Raw genomic sequence first — 15129 nt, 5'->3', positions numbered from 1 at the left:
TGATGATAAATGACAGATCAGACTAACCCAACAAGAGTAGTTACAGACGAGGTTCGTTTCAGTTTCGTGAATCTATTACAACCGCGCTCGATCAACAACAGTGATCCTAAATATAGCGTTGTTTGCTTGCTACCTAAATCAGACGTTCAGACGAAACAGCGTATTGATTATGCTATGCAGCAAGCCGAACAACGCGGAATTAAAGATAAGTGGAATGGCAAAAAGCCTGCTCGTGTAGCAAGTCCGGTCTATGATGGAGACGGCACGCGGCCTAACGGTGAACCTTTTGGCGAAGAATGCCGTGGACACTGGGTGTTTACTGCTACGACTAAGGCCGATCAACCGCCTGAAATTGTAGATGCAAACCTGAATAGCATCATGAACCCTACAGAAATTTATTCTGGTATGTATGGTCGTATTGCAATCAACTTTTCTCCTTATAGTGTTAATGGAAATAACGGCATCGGTTGCTATTTGGCTACAAACGTTATGAAAACACGTGACGGTGAGCCTTTAGGTGGATCAGCCCCTTCTGCTACAACTGACTTTGGCGGCGCACCGCAGACGCAACAAAGTTTTGGACAACAAGCGCCAGCGCAACAAGCAAATTACGGACAACAACCACCGAACTACGGGCAACAGGCACCAGTGCAAGAGCCGAATTACGGTTACCAAGTACCGCAGCAGGGCTATGGACAAGTTCCACCGACACAACAAGCGCCACAGCAGCAACCGCAACAGCACGACCCGATTACTGGCTTTCCTGAGCAACGAGGCAACATTTACGGGATATGAACAATTTAAGCATTGATATTGAGACGTATTGTGAAGCTGACCTTAAAAAGACAGGGCTGTATAGATACGTCCAGGATGATAGCTTTGAGATTTTGCTTTTTGCTTACTCAGTCGATTTTGGCGAGGTGCAAATTGTCGATCTAGCCCAGGGGGAGCACATTCCCCCTGGCATCATCTTTGCACTGTCTGACGAGAGCGTTACTAAACGAGCCTTTAATGCAGCATTCGAATGGTATTGCCTAAACACAATCGTTGCCACACCACTTAATCAATGGCGAGATACAATGCTACAAGCGTTGTATTGTGGCTATCCGGGTGCACTTGGCACCGTGGCAAAAGCACTCAAACTTGATGATGGTCAGCAAAAGAAAGCCGTTGGTACAAAACTCATTAACTACTTCAGTAAACCTTGTAAACCAACGAAAAATAACGGCAACCGAACAAGAAATCTACCGCACCATGACGTTGATAAATGGCAACTATTTAAGGATTACAACATTCAAGATGTTGTCGTAGAAATGGAAGTCTTAAGGCGCTTTGAATCCTTCCCTGTGCCCGAGCAAGAGCAACGTATGTGGGAACTCGATCTACAAATCAATGCTCACGGTGTTGCTGTCGATCAAGATGTCGTAGACGGTGCACAGCATGTCAGTGACGAGGTAACGGACAAACTCACAGCCGAAGCAAAAGAGATCACAGGCTTGAGCAACCCAAACAGCACCGCGCAGCTTCAAAAATGGCTGCAAGAACAAGGGATGAAAATTGACAACCTTCGTAAAGACACTGTTGCCGATAAGATCGAAGAATCTACAGGTGACGTCAAACGCATGCTAGAGATCCGCAAGGAGCTTTCTAAGACCAGCGTTAAAAAGTTTAAAGCGATGGATGCCGCACGCTGCGAAGATGGCCGTGCCCGAGGACTATTACAGCATTACGGCGCTAATCGCACCGGGCGATGGGCTGGAAGGCTCGTGCAAGTACAGAACCTTCCAAAAAACGAAATGGACTCATTGGCGTTTGCTCGCAATCTCGTTAAAGATCGAGCCACGGAAGCGCTGGAACTGATATACGGTAACGTGTCAAACGTGTTATCTGAGCTTATCCGCACCGCGTTTGTCGCTTCCCATGGTCATAAACTTGCTGTGTCTGATTTTTCAGCCATCGAAGCCCGTGTGATTGCTTGGTTGGCGGGGGAGCAATGGCGATTAGATGTGTTTGCTACACACGGCAAAATTTATGAGGCATCGGCATCGGCTATGTTTAACGTCCCCATTGAAGAGATTACGAAAGGTAGTCCTTTAAGGCAGAAAGGAAAAGTGTCTGAGCTAGCACTTGGCTATCAGGGATCAAAAGGAGCTCTTATGCAAATGGGTGCACTGGACATGGGGATTACTGAGGAAGAATTGCCGGACATCGTAAAACGTTGGCGATCGGCAAACCGACGGATTGTTGATTTATGGTACTCACTCGAAAACGCCGCATTAGCTGTTATGAAAACTGGTGATCCAGTCGGTGTAAAAGGATTGCTTTTTGCGAGAGAGTTCGACATTGAAAGAGGACTCGACTTTCTTACAATTCAATTGCCTAGCAGGCGAAAGCTCTATTATGCCAAGCCATTCATTGCACCGGGGAAGTTTGATCAAGATGCTGTTCACTATTACGGATTAGGCGAAAACAGGCAGTGGGCGAAGATTCCTACGTATGGTGGGAAGATCGTGGAGAACGTTGTACAAGCCATTGCTCGTGATTGTCTGGCAGAAGCACTGTTCCGTGTACACAATGCCGGTTATCAAACTGTGATGCACGTGCATGATGAGGTCGTTATCGATGTGCCAGAGCATCAAGCTGACATTAAGTACCTGGAAGAAATAATGGGTGTACCGATGCCGTGGGCGCCTGACTTGCAGTTAGAAGCTGACGGATTCGTGACAGATTTCTATCAAAAAGATTAGGGGGCTTATTAATGAACGATATAATCACGAAATTAGTTGCTGAATTAAAGAGAGTTGCGAATGTCGAGACATTAGACATTAAAAATAAAGATTACATTCTTCAACTTCAAGACGGCGCTTTTCATTTCGGTTGGGATGAGGACGAAAAAACCTTAAAAATTCAGGTTTCCATTGGAGAAGAAGTAGAGTTGTACCATTCTGATAAGCGCATTAATGACATTGGTGACAGCCCAGTGTATGAGGAGAGCGAGTCAGATGAGTAAAGCTGTTGAAATTAAACAATTCAACAGCTCGCTGAACTACTGTAATTGTTGTGACATGGACGAAGTAGAGCCCCCGGTGTTTATGATCACTTTTTATCATGGTAATAGTGGCGTATCAATCCGGTTATGTCACGACCATTTAGATGAGCTTCGTGTTCGTTCTAATATCGTCTTGGGCCAAGTGCATTGTGAGAGTTAACTGCTCGTACTGTTTTCGACCAGCAAAACTTATCAAAGCTAAGGAGCTTCATCCTAGAAAACGTGGATGGTTATATATCTGTTATAACTGCAAAGCTCATGTCGGCTGTCATCGTGGTACACGTGAGCCTTTAGGCTACTTGGCCACAAAAGATGTTCGAAGACTACGGCACAGATGCCATAAAGCACTTGACCCAATTTGGCAGAGTCAAATAGTGACACGATCGGAAACTTATGAATGGGTGGCGAAGGTGCTTAATCTGCCTGCTGAGGAAGCACACATTGGCAAGTTAAATAAATCACAATGCCAAAAGCTATTGGTGGCAACTAAACAATTAAAATACCAATTCTACGGGTTACTACAAAAGGGTGATAAAGAATGAAGAGTATCGGAATTGTACGCAGGATTGATGATTTAGGACGTGTCGTTATTCCAAAAGAAACACGTAAAATGTTGGGCATTAAAGAAGGAGACGCTTTAGCGATCGGTGTTCAGGGTGATCGCGTAATTGTTGAAAAATACGAGCCTCATTTGACTAAAGATGATTTATACGAAATGTGGCGCGTTGAGGTAGGCGAGAGTAAGGCAAAGCTTTTATATCGTGGCGCTGCAATAACTGCTGTTATGAAAATGTCCGAAGAAGATGCTAAAACCGAGGCAGATCGACCATGAGAAAAGACATCGGTGATGGGCTGCAAACCGTAGACGAAGCGTTTGAGCAGCACGGAAAACTCGTTTACTTCTGCGCTCATAAATTTCAACGATCGTTGTTAGATACTGGATTAGATTTTGAAGATTTAGTTCAAGCAGGATGCGAAGGGTTTACCCTAGCTTTTCAAAGGTTCGATGAGAGTAAAGGGTTCAAATTCTCCACGTACAGTATTTCTATAATTAAAAGCCACATGATGCGATTGTTACGAGATTATTCAACAGTGTATTTCAGTCGACCAATGAAAGATAACGGTAAAAAGCTATTGAAGAATGGTTTTGATGAACATTCAAAAGTTGATGACATCGTTAATTTTCTTAACTGCTCTAAGAGAGAAGCGAGGTACGCACTTCAATATATCACTCATCGACAGACAGCCTCTTTCGATCGTATCATCGACCCTCACTCAGGGCTCACTTTGTATGACGTAGTTGATCAAGGTGCAAATGATAGCAATTACGTGGTGAGCGATTTTGTTAGTCGGCTCTCACAACGTGAACAGGATGTTGTCCGTTTAACACTAGCTGACGTTAAGCAAATCGAGATTGGCAATACGATCGGATGTGCTCAAGCGCACGTGAGCCGACTAAGAAAACAGGCTTGTGATAAATGGGAACGTTACGCAGCAGGAGAAGCGATTTAGTGAAACGTTATGTACAAGAAACGGTTGAATGTATAGACGGAGAAGACTTGCAGAAGGTTGTCATCTTTGAAGAAAAGCAGAAGCCTATTAATTTTGAATATGTCGTGTTTCTCCCGCAATTAGAGGAATCAAGATGATCGTAGCTCCCTAAACATCCCATAACAACGTTTCTATACCTGTTTCTACTGGCTTATCAATTAATTGCTGCATCATATCACATGAGTGGTTGTAGAGCATAGTCGGTTGGTACTTCATTTCTATAAGTTGCCCGCGGCACCAAGCTTCGTAATGTACAGTACCGCCAGAGCTTAATTGATCTTTTTTTGAAATCTTAATCCCGTATTTATAGAGGTGTTTTTTGATGTGCTTCATGCGCCGATTGCCTTTTGATATTAGAGACTCTGTGTAACCTTGCCAGATACGGCTCAACTTAAACGGTGAGTTATCCGCAGCGTATATCCGTTGATCACGGTTAAGGGATCGGATCGTTAACTCCAAAATGATGTACTCGTGTGCAAGATCATAATCACGTTTGTACTCATGGGGTTTCATCAATTACACCTCTTATCCGAACGTATGTTTGTAATTAAGAGTATATGACAAAGGAATTTGTAAAGCAAATGGAAATTGGAGGGTTAACATTGAATGCTATTTTTCTTCCAGATTTCGCACTTGAAGACAGTAAATCTGTATTAAAAAGTCATCGAGATCAATGGAGAAGCGACGCTTCTAACTTACGGAAGAGGTATCGTGTTTCGAAGACTGAGCAAGAACGTCCATTTGAAATACAAACTAAAATTGATCGATTTGAATGGCTTCTTTCAACGTTTAAGCAAGCCAAGTGCCGACCTGTGTTAATGGATAATACATCTATTGTCATCGACTACGGGTTGTATCAATCGTTAATGAAGAAGCCCAAATCGTTTGAAGTAATCGTGCAATATGACCTTCATGGAGTGTACATCCACTACTCTAATTCATTCGAAGGAGTAAAAGGTGCATGTTTTCTAAATGACATTTCCAGTCATTTTTATAGTGCTGAATCATTTCCGAAGGCTGAGATACGATGAGGGATCGCAAAGAGATTATGACAGACATTGGAGTAAATCTAGATCGTTACTGTGAAGGTTGCAGTGTGAACAAAATCGTCTATGGTAATCAAGTCAATCAATTTTGTTGGAGCCAGTGCAAGATTGGTTACAAGCTTCTGGCTTTAGGTGACGAGTTAGAAGATCTAGGCAGATCAAAAGCGAAGCAAAAGAGAAAGAAGGAGGTTCTTATGAAACGTAATAAGCACGAGCTAACAAAAAAGAAATACCAGGAACTGAAAGCTTCAACTTCTTACTCTGATTATGAGATTGCAGAAATCTATCAAATCGCTACAGCCACGCTTTATAACTGGAAAGTTAAATGGGGTCTTGCCGGTAAAAACAGAAAAAGCAAACCTTCTTCAAGCGTTGAGCCAAAAAAGGAAGTGGAAAAGTTGGATAGCAATCAATCGAAAGTACCTGTTAAACCAGCAAAGGCACAAGAATTGGAAGACATTCATCCGCGTCGTATTTCTGCACCGTCACAGGCTGCCTCCCCTCAATCTTGGCAAAAGCCTACGCCGCAGTTCGTTAGTAAGCCAGATAAGCAATCAATTACAGCCGATCAGGTGATTCGTGAAGCAGTGCGAGACCTTAAAGAAATGGAAGCGTATTACGTCGGAAATCTTTTTAACAGTCTCTGGATATGGAAGCAAGACGGCAACCCCGCAGCGCTTAAAAGAGCACAAGGATATATTAATCAGATCATAGAGCAAACAGAGTAGGTGAGGGCATGATTCAATACGATCGACAGTTAACCATATCAAGCGCTGGCAGTCGAAGAGATACGCTTTGGCCGTCTCAAACTATTCATTGGTCGGACATGGTAGAGAAACTTCGCTACGCCGTTCGAGGAACTGAGACGCTTGACGAGTATCTAAAGATGCGAAAGCCCGAGCAAGATGAACGTAAAGACGTTGGGGGATTTGTTGGGGGAACCCTTCGTAACAACCGGCGAAAGGCTGCCAATGTGGAAGGGCGTGACCTCGTTACGCTGGACTTGGACAACATCGACAACGGCTATACCGATTACGTAATTAGTCGTGTTGATAGTCTAGGTTGCGCTTATGCGATTTATAGTACGCGAAAGCACGAGCCGACTTCACCTCGGCTTCGCGTGCTTTTCCCTGTCAATCGGACTATGACAGCTGACGAGTATGAGCCGATTGCTCGCAAGTTGGCTGACATGATCGGTATAAGCTTTGCCGATCCGACCACGTTTAAAGCTGAACGCCTCATGTACTGGCCGAGTGTCAGTGCAGACAGTCAGTACGTATTCACATACGGTGACAAGCAGATGGTCAACGTAGACGGAATGCTCAACCTCTATCAAAACTGGAGAGATGTTCAAGAATGGCCAGAAGTACCCGGTGCTGCAAAGACGCACGTACGGATGGCTGCCAAGCAAGGTGACCCGGCTAGTAAACCGGGTGTCGTAGGCGCCTTTTGCCGTCAATACGACATCCACCAAGCCATTGAAACGTTTCTTCCTGGTATTTACGAGATGACCGATGACGGGTCAGGACGTTATACGTTTATCGACGGCTCAACGGTTGGCGGTGCAGTGGTATATGACGATGGGGCATTTCTTTATAGTCATCATGCGACTGACCCGACAGGTGGGCGCCTCGTAAACGCTTTTGATTTGGTAAGGCTTCATAAGTACAGCGATGAAGACGATGAAGCAAAGCCGGATACACCAATTAACCGGATGCCATCGTTCAGCAAGATGTCAGCATTTGCGCTTAACGACGCAGATGTTGCGACAGCTATTAATCAAGAAAAATATGAACAAATGACCGAGGATTTCGGCGGTACATCAACACCTGCCACAAAGGTAGATACGGAGTGGATTAAACGGCTCGAAGTAAGCGCAAGCACAGGTAAACCCGCCAAGACCATCGCAAATGTCGAGCTAGCACTTGCTAATGATCAAAACCTTGCAGGAAAGATCATGATGGACACTTTTGCAGATGCAATTCTCGCACAAGGCCCGTTCCCATGGGCACCGCGAGAAGACGATCACAATTTGTTCATGTGGACAGATCGAGACGACGCCGGATTGCGTTCTTATATGGAAAAGATTCTCGGTTTCAAAGTCAAAGATACGATCAACGATGCCTTGGTGATCGGTGCAGCACGGAATCGTTTCAACCCAGTTGTAGATTACTTAAATAGCTTGGAGTGGGATGGCGTGCACCGACTAGACCGACTTTTTATCGATTATATGGGTGCGGCAGACACGTCTTACATCCGTGCTGTCACACGCAAGTCCTTTATCGCTGCTGTCGCGCGTGCAATGGTGCCTGGGATCAAGCATGACACGATGCCTGTATTAACCGGGGCGCAAGGATTGGGAAAGACGACATTGATTCAAAAAATGGGGCAGTCGTGGTTTACCAATAGCATTGAGAGCTTCGAGGGTAAAGACGCAGCCGAATTGCTTCAAGGCGTCTGGATCGTCGAGGTCGGTGAGATGTCGGCGTACAGTAAAAGCGATGTTAATACGATTAAGGGTTTCCTAAGTCGTACGGAAGATCAGTACAGGGCTGCATATGCCCGTAAAGCCGAGAAGCACCCGAGAAAGTGTGTGTTTTTTGGTACGAGCAATCAATCGGACTATTTAAAGGACGCAACCGGTGGTCGTCGTTTTTGGCCTGTTGATGTTGGGGTTACAATGCCGGTTAAGAGTGTTTTCACTGATTTAGATGAGGAGATTGATCAGTTATGGGCTGAGGCAGTCGCAGCCTGGCGGTCGGGCGAGATTACGTTTTTAACTGGGGCACTTGAAGAAGAGGCGAAACGTCAACAGGAAATGCATACGGAGCAAGATCCGCGTCAAGGGCTGGTACAGGACTTCTTGGAACGCCCTGTTCCTTTAGATTGGCAGAAGAAAAGCATTGAGCAACGGAAGATGTACTGGAGTAACGATTTTAAGACCGAAGCGCCTGAGACGGCGTCACGTGATCGAGTGTGTGCTGCCGAGGTGTGGGTGGAGTGTTTCAATAACGATTTAAAGTTTATGAAACGTCACGATACCGTTTCAATTAACAGTATGATCGATAACGTCGTAGGTTGGCAGAAGCTTCCCAATCCATCCAGATATGGGCCCTACGGAAAGGTTCGGGGTGGCTTCGTAAAGTCTTGATCTTTGTCTACATTCTATCCAATATGTCTACTTTGTAAAAAATGGAATATGTCTACGTTGTCAACCTTGTAAATTTAGAAAGTAGACGAGAAAGTAGACGGTTAAACCCGCACCAATAACGTATTTATTATAAATGTCTACTTTGTCTACTTTATATATATATATAAATAAAAATAGGTAAATAGAGAATATTAGACACGCCCTAGTACGCCCTGTACGCCTAAATTTATATCTATACACGTGTAAGTGTGCAAAGTAGACGAGGTTAGTTTATGGAGGTTTGATCATGAGAGAACGAGACATTGAAAACTATCTCCGAGATCGCATCAAGAAGGTCGGCGGAATTGCTTATAAATTTGAATCGCCAGGAAATGTTGGGGTGCCGGATCGACTTATCTTGCTTCCTGGAGGCGAGGTGCATTTCATAGAGCTAAAAGCACCAGGACGTAAGCCGACGAAAAACCAAACGCATCAACACAAAAGGTTTGAACGATTGGGAAGTATCGTCCATGTGATTGACAGTAAACAAGGCGTGGACGAGTGGATCGACAAGATGGTGGGTGCATCAAATGCAGTTTAAGCCTTATGACTACCAACGCTATTGCATCCACCGCGTTCTACATCAACCGGCACTTGGCTTGTTTTTGGATATGGGACTTGGAAAAACAATCATCACCTTAACTGCAATAAATGATTTGATTTACAGCCGATTCCAAGTTGCAAAGGTGCTGGTAATCGCACCGAAAAAGGTAGCTGAATCAACTTGGATCAATGAGACCAAGAAGTGGGATCATCTGCATTTGCTTCGAGTGACGTCAGTGCTTGGCCCGCAAAATAAACGAATGAGAGCTTTGAGCCAACCGTCTGACATCTACGTCATTAATCGTGAAAACGTGCCGTGGCTTGTCGAGTATTACAAAGATGACTGGCCATTTGACATGGTGGTCGTGGACGAGTTCTCCAGCTTTAAGAGCCGTCAGGCGAAGCGCTTCAAAGCGTTAAACAGTGTTCGGCGTCATATTAAACGAATCATTGGGCTAACGGGAACGCCAGCACCAAACGGGCTATTAGACTTGTGGGCTCAGGTGTACTTGTTAGACGGCGGAAATCGATTAGGTCAAAACATCACCGGCTATCGTGAAAGATACTTCGTACCGGATCAACGCAGCCGTGACATGATCTACACTTACGCCCCTAAAGATATGGCAGAGAGCACGATCCACAGACAGATTGCAGACATATGCGTCAGCATGAAATCAGAAGACTACCTAGAATTGCCAGACATCACGTACAACACAATTCCTGTTTATTTAGACAAGAAAGCACAAGAAGCTTATGACGAGTTTGAAAAAGAAATGCTGCTTGAAGTAGGAGAAGACGAGATCGTGGATGCTAACAATGCAGCCGTTTTATCTAATAAACTTCTGCAATTAGGTAATGGGGCGATGTATGGCGAAGAACGTCAAGTACACGAAATCCACAACAACAAGATCGAAGCGTTTCAAGAGCTTGTGGAAGGTTTAAACGGCAGTCCTGCTTTGGTCTTTTACAATTTTCAACATGACAGAGAAAGGATCAAGCAGGCGCTTAAAAAAACAAAGCTTCGTGTACGAGAGTTGAAAACGCCGCAGGATCAAGACGATTGGAACAACCGAGAGATTGATATTCTTCTAGCACATCCGGCTAGTGCAGCCTACGGACTTAACCTGCAAGAGGGTGGGAATCACGTGATTTGGTTCGGTCTTAATTGGTCACTGGAGCTATACCAGCAAGCCAATAAACGACTGCACCGACAGGGTCAAAAGGAAAAGGTGATTATTCATCACTTGGCAATGGCCGGTGGCGTAGACGAAGATGTCGTTGCTGCATTGCAGGATAAGACGGCAACGCAAGATGAGTTGCTTCTAGCACTTAAAGCAAGGATCGAGAGAGTTCAAGAGGGGGAGTCTGCATGACGTTAACCTGGGCAGACGAATTAATCAGACAGTATTTGCGCACGATCAGTGATCTCAAAGACCAGAGCACATTGTTATCAGACAACGAGTTAGACATTGAAGATCGGAAAAAGATTAATAGCATGATTCGTGATTTACAAGATTCTGTACAGTGGATGGAGACAGGACGAGAACCTGGAGCAAGACGAGGCATTGATCAACGATCGGTTTATCAGAGCACGGCATTGATGGATACAGACATTTTTCCGTCACTAGCCGTTGATGAGGAACAACCTCTGACAACATACGAACGCCGCAGGGTTGCAATAGTCCTTCGACTGTTATCAAAGCAGGAACGAATTTGTTACGCTTTATTCAAAGCATATGAATTACCCCAACAGCAAATTGCTGAAGAGATGAATCTATCAAGGCAGAGTGTGAGGACGTATATTGATAGAGCAGAAAAAAAGATAAAAAAATATTTTGAGGAGAAAAAACCTACAATGACAGGGGATTGAAAGCCCTTGTCATTTTATTTTGGTACGAGAGAAGGCAAAATTTGTAGCCGTTATGTAGCCATTTTCCCAACTATTAGTAAGAGGGTTTTTAAATCGTAAACGTGTAAAACGAGAAGGGAGGGTCGGCAGATGCTAAACGAGCCGATGATGAGAGCTGTTGAATTGATCGCTGAGGGACAGCTAAACAAAAGCGAGATTGCAAGTCGGGTCGGCATCAGTCGACCTACACTTTATAAGTGGCTGGACAACGAAGAATTTAAGGCTGAGGTTCACAGTCGCTTACACAAGGAGAGAGTCTTTGCTGAGAAGATGATCGAGGCGAGATTAGAGTTTGCTATCAATAAGCTGCATGAGATTGCCAAGGACAGCAGTAACCGCCGGGTGCAGGCCCAGACCCTACAGTACCTAGTGGATAGGGCACTGGGTAAGCCTACCACCAGGGTAGACCTAGACCAGGTTACCAGTACCGCCCAGGGCGTGGAGGGTGATGTGTTGGATGCTGAACTGGATAAGTGGTCAAAGGATGAATAGATTATTCATCGGTATACAAATCGACTTCCGAAAAGGATCATTATGTTAACTAAATAAATTGAGGAATCCTTTGTTATCAAGGGATTCAAGGCGATCAATTGTTAATGAATATTATTGAATTTATACAGTCCAAAAAGCCTGCTAAATCAGGCTGTAAAATAATTGGAAGTCGATGCGTTTTGCATAAAATCCTGCATAAACGTAGCGATGGGGGTACTTTCTGTTTGAATTGTCAGACAATTGGCTTTGGGGACACTGACAATTTTGTTCACAATTTTTGAAGTCTGAAAGGAGGCGTCGGTAATGGAAACGCCTGTTGAAATTAATACACCGGATAACCGGCGCACTCTGTTCAAGTATCTGGTGAAATTGTATGGCAGCGATAAAGCAAAACAACTCATGCACAAACATCGAAGAAATTTGTTTGGGGTGAATGGACTATCTTTCGCAGTAGGGAAAAGAAGTATTGAATATTTTTGTATGTTCTACTTGCAGGATACTTTCGTTCCTAAAGAAGGCAACGATGTACGAGAACTTGCGCCGTTCCACTATCAGATCTGGGAAGAATTGAACGCGATGTTTGTTGACGATGAATACGATCAGGAAGCATTGATTTGTCCGAGAGGTGTAGGCAAGACGACCGTAGGAAACTCTGCACTTGCCGTATGGGCTCATGTATATGAGGTGAGTCATTACTCGCTTGTTGCAGGACGTACTGAGCAAGATGCGGTGGAATTCATCCGTGAAGTTAGGCACGCATTTGAAGAGAATGAGTATGTAATCACGACGTTCGGCAAGCTATTAGATCCGCAGCGCTTTTTGACGAATAAACTTGAACTTGAACTCACCAACCGAACGAAGGTGCAGGCAATCAGTTCCACATCATCGTTACGAGGAAAGAAATACAACGGTCGCCGTCCGTCAATCATCATTGCCGATGACTACCAAGGTAAACGAGACGTGATTACGCAGGAAGCGCGCGATAGCAAATTTAATACGTTCCAGCAAGATGCAAAATATGCCGGAGATACGGCAGTCTACCGTGACGGAAAGAAAGTTCGAATGGCTACGAAGTTTTTGGTGCTCGGAACGATCCTACACCGCGACTGCTTCGTTAGCAGGATTTCAAGGTTACCATCTTATCGATCTATCAGTGAGAAAGTCGTGCAAGTAGAAGATGTGGATGAGTTGTTTAATACTGGTTTATGGGCTGAATTTAAAAGTCGCTACTTCAATGCGAAAGATCCTCATGCAGAAGCTAATGCGAAAGAGTTTTATTATCAAAATGACTTTCTCATGGATTACAAAGTACTTTGGCCAGATAAGTTCAGCTGTTTGCAACTTGCCATTGATTATTACGAAGATCCAACCAGTTTTAAGCAAGAAATGCAGAATGATGCTAGTAAAATCGGACAACGTGCGTTTCACCAGATCACGAAAATACCGCGTGCAGAAATTGAGGAAGAAGATTTCGTCAGAACCATGCTCGTTTGTGATCCGGCTGTTGAAACGGGACGACATAATGACTATACGGCGCTACTAGTCGGCGGGAAAACCTCCAATGAATTCCGTTGGATCCGAGAAGGTCGCATCAAGAAAGTCAGCTTTGATGACTACATCAGTAACGTGATTGAACTGCTACATGGCTACCCAGACATCACACACATCTGGGTGGAGAAAAACACATACAATGGCGCTGACGTTCGGGAGATCAAAAAATGGATAGAAAAAGACGTTGATCTTTCCCACCGTAACATAGAAATTTTGAATGAACGCCAAAACAAGAACAAAGAAGCGAAGATTCGTGCCATATCCGCAAAAGTGGATAGTGGCTTTTTTGTATTTGCTGAAGAGGATCAGCCTTTCTACGACCAAGTGCTTGCTTACGAGGGCGAAGGATTTACCGCACATGATGATGCGCCGGACGCACTAGCAGAGTTTGACCGAGTTATCGATGAGATCGAGGAAACGCCAGAAGTGAAAATTTTGGACAGCTCGTTGCTGTTTTAGGGGGTGAGGGAGAGTGGATGAGGAGTTAATCAAAAAATGTCTACGAGCATTTCGCCAGCAGCGAATTAAATACCGTAAATATCAAGATTACTATGATGGGCGTCATGATATTGTGAGAAATTACGCAATGGCAGATTCGAGAGCGAATATGAAAGTGGTAGTCAACTTTTTCAAGAAATTCATCAATGATGAAGTTGCTTACGCCCTAGGGAATCCAGTTTCATACGTTTCTCGTAAGGATGACCACAATACTACTGATTTAGTTGATCTTAATTTTGGCCACTGGTCAAAGCAGCACGATCAGAATTTGATTCGACAGGCTAATATTTTTGGAGAAGCTTATGAACTCTTCTATATCAATGAAGATAGCGAATTTAAGGCGACAACACTAACTCCACTGAACGCTTTCGTCTTGGAAAACGGTGATGCCGAGAATACAGTACGACTTGCGCTGCACGTCTATAAAGAACACCGATTCAGCGACAGAGAGATGCTGGATGTTTACGAGGGTGAGAAGGTACATCAATTCTCAATTGGCAATAACGACGCTCACAGGCTCGTTCACCTTGATACGAAAACAACCAATTTTAAGCAAACGCCAGTTGTGGTTTGCATGGCAAATCCAGCAAGACGCTCACTTCTCGATGATATTAAGTCGGCAATCGATGCCTATAACAACACACTGTCCGATCTAGTCAACGAAGTATCAGATTTTAGACAGGCTTTTTTGAAGATCACCGGTGCAACACTCGGGGATGACGAAGCCAAGAAAATGAAGCGATCAGGAATTATCAATGTTCCAGCGAAAGGTGAAGTTGATTATCTGACTAAGCAAATTAACGATACGTTTGTAAATAACCTTCTTAGTAATCTTGAGGAGAAAATTTACAAGCTATCCAGCCACATTGATACGAATGAGAAGTTACAGTCCAACTTATCGGGGGCAGCATTGCGATCGCGGATGATAGCACTCGAAAATCGTTGTGTACTCATGCAAAGCATGCTTGAAAAAACTGTCAAACGGCGGTTGAAAGCGTTTTTTGAATACCAACAGCTAAGAACCGGACAAGTTTTGGATTATCGACAGATTAAACTTAAATTTACGATGAACGTTCCGCAAGACATTTTGATGCTTGCTGATGCACTCAGCAAGTACAACGGGATCGTTAGTCATCGAACCATGCTGTCTATGCTGCCGTTTGTTGAAAACCCAGATCTAGAGCTTGAGCAAGTCAGAAAAGAACGAGATGACGAAACGCAACGCTTTCTTGATTTGGATCGTGTCGGGATGAACCCGGGAACTGTCACTCCAGGTGATGACGATGGCTAGTATGCAACG

The 15129-nt window shown here is 44.3% G+C and carries 17 protein-coding genes; 16 read left to right on the top strand and 1 reads right to left on the bottom strand.

The genetic code is table 11. The features are described from left to right. Positions 1–9 precede the first annotated feature (9 nt). From JOD17_RS01050 to JOD17_RS01020, 7 genes are all read left to right on the top strand, one after another. A complete protein-coding gene (locus JOD17_RS01050) occupies positions 10–795 on the top strand; it encodes a DUF2815 family protein (RefSeq protein WP_204695317.1) in 786 nt (261 codons plus the stop codon). After that, on the top strand, positions 792–2747 hold the full coding sequence (locus tag JOD17_RS01045) for a DNA polymerase (RefSeq protein ID WP_204695316.1): 1956 nt from the start codon (positions 792–794) through the stop codon (positions 2745–2747). Before JOD17_RS01050 ends, JOD17_RS01045 begins: the two co-directional genes overlap by 4 nt. Before the next feature lie 11 nt (positions 2748–2758). After that, positions 2759–3010, top strand: coding sequence for a hypothetical protein (locus JOD17_RS01040; RefSeq protein WP_204695315.1), 252 nt, complete (start codon positions 2759–2761; stop codon positions 3008–3010). A gap of 143 nt (positions 3011–3153) precedes the next feature. Next, complete coding sequence (locus JOD17_RS21810; RefSeq protein ID WP_420827923.1) at positions 3154–3591, top strand: zinc-finger-containing protein; 438 nt, start codon at positions 3154–3156, stop codon at positions 3589–3591. Further along, positions 3588–3881: an AbrB/MazE/SpoVT family DNA-binding domain-containing protein gene (locus tag JOD17_RS01030; protein ID WP_204695313.1), complete on the top strand. Its 294-nt coding sequence runs from the start codon at positions 3588–3590 to the stop codon at positions 3879–3881. The genes JOD17_RS21810 and JOD17_RS01030 overlap by 4 nt, the downstream gene beginning before the upstream one ends. Then, positions 3878–4561 carry a sigma-70 family RNA polymerase sigma factor gene (locus JOD17_RS01025; protein WP_204695312.1) on the top strand — a complete coding sequence of 228 codons (684 nt, stop codon included), beginning with the start codon at positions 3878–3880 and terminating at the stop codon, positions 4559–4561. The genes JOD17_RS01030 and JOD17_RS01025 overlap by 4 nt, the downstream gene beginning before the upstream one ends. Next, complete coding sequence (locus tag JOD17_RS01020) at positions 4561–4698, top strand: hypothetical protein (protein ID WP_204695311.1); 138 nt, start codon at positions 4561–4563, stop codon at positions 4696–4698. Before JOD17_RS01025 ends, JOD17_RS01020 begins: the two co-directional genes overlap by 1 nt. Positions 4699–4708: 10 nt before the next feature. Here the strand turns inward: JOD17_RS01020 and JOD17_RS01015 are convergent, their stop codons facing one another. Beyond that, the gene (locus JOD17_RS01015) at positions 4709–5113 is read right to left on the bottom strand and encodes a YhjD family protein (protein ID WP_204695310.1); all 405 of its coding nucleotides are present in this window, start codon (positions 5111–5113) and stop codon (positions 4709–4711) included. An 89-nt stretch (positions 5114–5202) separates the two neighbouring features. On the opposite strand from JOD17_RS01015, the gene JOD17_RS01010 reads away from it, so the two are divergent. The 9 genes from JOD17_RS01010 (at position 5203) to JOD17_RS00970 (ending at position 15120) form a co-directional block, all read left to right on the top strand. Further along, the gene (locus JOD17_RS01010) at positions 5203–5631 is read left to right on the top strand and encodes a hypothetical protein (protein ID WP_204695309.1); all 429 of its coding nucleotides are present in this window, start codon (positions 5203–5205) and stop codon (positions 5629–5631) included. After that, entirely contained in the window at positions 5628–6374 is a 747-nt protein-coding gene (locus tag JOD17_RS01005) for a zinc-finger domain-containing protein (RefSeq protein ID WP_204695308.1), read from the top strand. Before JOD17_RS01010 ends, JOD17_RS01005 begins: the two co-directional genes overlap by 4 nt. 8 nt (positions 6375–6382) lie before the next feature. Further along, positions 6383–8797, top strand: a complete 2415-nt coding sequence (locus JOD17_RS01000) for a virulence-associated E family protein (protein WP_239575091.1) — start codon at positions 6383–6385, stop codon at positions 8795–8797. A 286-nt stretch (positions 8798–9083) separates the two neighbouring features. Next, positions 9084–9377: a PDDEXK family nuclease gene (locus tag JOD17_RS00995; protein ID WP_204695307.1), complete on the top strand. Its 294-nt coding sequence runs from the start codon at positions 9084–9086 to the stop codon at positions 9375–9377. Further along, positions 9367–10752 carry a DEAD/DEAH box helicase gene (locus tag JOD17_RS00990; protein ID WP_204695306.1) on the top strand — a complete coding sequence of 462 codons (1386 nt, stop codon included), beginning with the start codon at positions 9367–9369 and terminating at the stop codon, positions 10750–10752. The genes JOD17_RS00995 and JOD17_RS00990 overlap by 11 nt, the downstream gene beginning before the upstream one ends. Continuing rightward, positions 10749–11249 carry a sigma factor-like helix-turn-helix DNA-binding protein gene (locus tag JOD17_RS00985; RefSeq protein WP_204695305.1) on the top strand — a complete coding sequence of 167 codons (501 nt, stop codon included), beginning with the start codon at positions 10749–10751 and terminating at the stop codon, positions 11247–11249. Before JOD17_RS00990 ends, JOD17_RS00985 begins: the two co-directional genes overlap by 4 nt. Before the next feature lie 129 nt (positions 11250–11378). After that, positions 11379–11780, top strand: coding sequence for a phBC6A51 family helix-turn-helix protein (locus JOD17_RS00980; RefSeq protein WP_204695304.1), 402 nt, complete (start codon positions 11379–11381; stop codon positions 11778–11780). 303 nt (positions 11781–12083) lie between these two features. Next, positions 12084–13790, top strand: coding sequence for a hypothetical protein (locus JOD17_RS00975; protein WP_204695303.1), 1707 nt, complete (start codon positions 12084–12086; stop codon positions 13788–13790). A gap of 13 nt (positions 13791–13803) precedes the next feature. Further along, positions 13804–15120 (top strand): phage portal protein, encoded by a 1317-nt coding sequence (locus JOD17_RS00970; protein ID WP_204695302.1) that lies wholly within the window; start codon positions 13804–13806, stop codon positions 15118–15120. Positions 15121–15129: the final 9 nt, after the last annotated feature.

It is taken from the genome of Geomicrobium sediminis (genome assembly GCF_016908595.1).
In the GTDB taxonomy this organism is placed as follows: domain Bacteria; phylum Bacillota; class Bacilli; order Bacillales; family Marinococcaceae; genus Geomicrobium_A; species Geomicrobium_A sediminis.
The sequence above is the reverse complement of the archived record's forward strand: the minus strand, read 5'-3'. Positions and strand labels throughout refer to the sequence as shown.

Bases quoted from the DNA above. Each gene is read 5' to 3' on its own strand.
- JOD17_RS01050 (WP_204695317.1), top strand. From the start codon at position 10: ATGACAGATCAGACTAACCCAACAAGAGTAGTTACAGACGAGGTTCGT.
- JOD17_RS01045 (WP_204695316.1), top strand. From the start codon at position 792: ATGAACAATTTAAGCATTGATATTGAGACGTATTGTGAAGCTGACCTT.
- JOD17_RS01040 (WP_204695315.1), top strand. From the start codon at position 2,759: ATGAACGATATAATCACGAAATTAGTTGCTGAATTAAAGAGAGTTGCG.
- JOD17_RS21810 (WP_420827923.1), top strand. From the start codon at position 3,154: ATGAGCTTCGTGTTCGTTCTAATATCGTCTTGGGCCAAGTGCATTGTG.
- JOD17_RS01030 (WP_204695313.1), top strand. From the start codon at position 3,588: ATGAAGAGTATCGGAATTGTACGCAGGATTGATGATTTAGGACGTGTC.
- JOD17_RS01025 (WP_204695312.1), top strand. From the start codon at position 3,878: ATGAGAAAAGACATCGGTGATGGGCTGCAAACCGTAGACGAAGCGTTT.
- JOD17_RS01015 (WP_204695310.1), bottom strand. From the start codon at position 5,113: ATGAAACCCCATGAGTACAAACGTGATTATGATCTTGCACACGAGTAC.
- JOD17_RS01005 (WP_204695308.1), top strand. From the start codon at position 5,628: ATGAGGGATCGCAAAGAGATTATGACAGACATTGGAGTAAATCTAGAT.
- JOD17_RS01000 (WP_239575091.1), top strand. From the start codon at position 6,383: ATGATTCAATACGATCGACAGTTAACCATATCAAGCGCTGGCAGTCGA.
- JOD17_RS00995 (WP_204695307.1), top strand. From the start codon at position 9,084: ATGAGAGAACGAGACATTGAAAACTATCTCCGAGATCGCATCAAGAAG.
- JOD17_RS00990 (WP_204695306.1), top strand. From the start codon at position 9,367: ATGCAGTTTAAGCCTTATGACTACCAACGCTATTGCATCCACCGCGTT.
- JOD17_RS00985 (WP_204695305.1), top strand. From the start codon at position 10,749: ATGACGTTAACCTGGGCAGACGAATTAATCAGACAGTATTTGCGCACG.
- JOD17_RS00980 (WP_204695304.1), top strand. From the start codon at position 11,379: ATGCTAAACGAGCCGATGATGAGAGCTGTTGAATTGATCGCTGAGGGA.
- JOD17_RS00975 (WP_204695303.1), top strand. From the start codon at position 12,084: ATGGAAACGCCTGTTGAAATTAATACACCGGATAACCGGCGCACTCTG.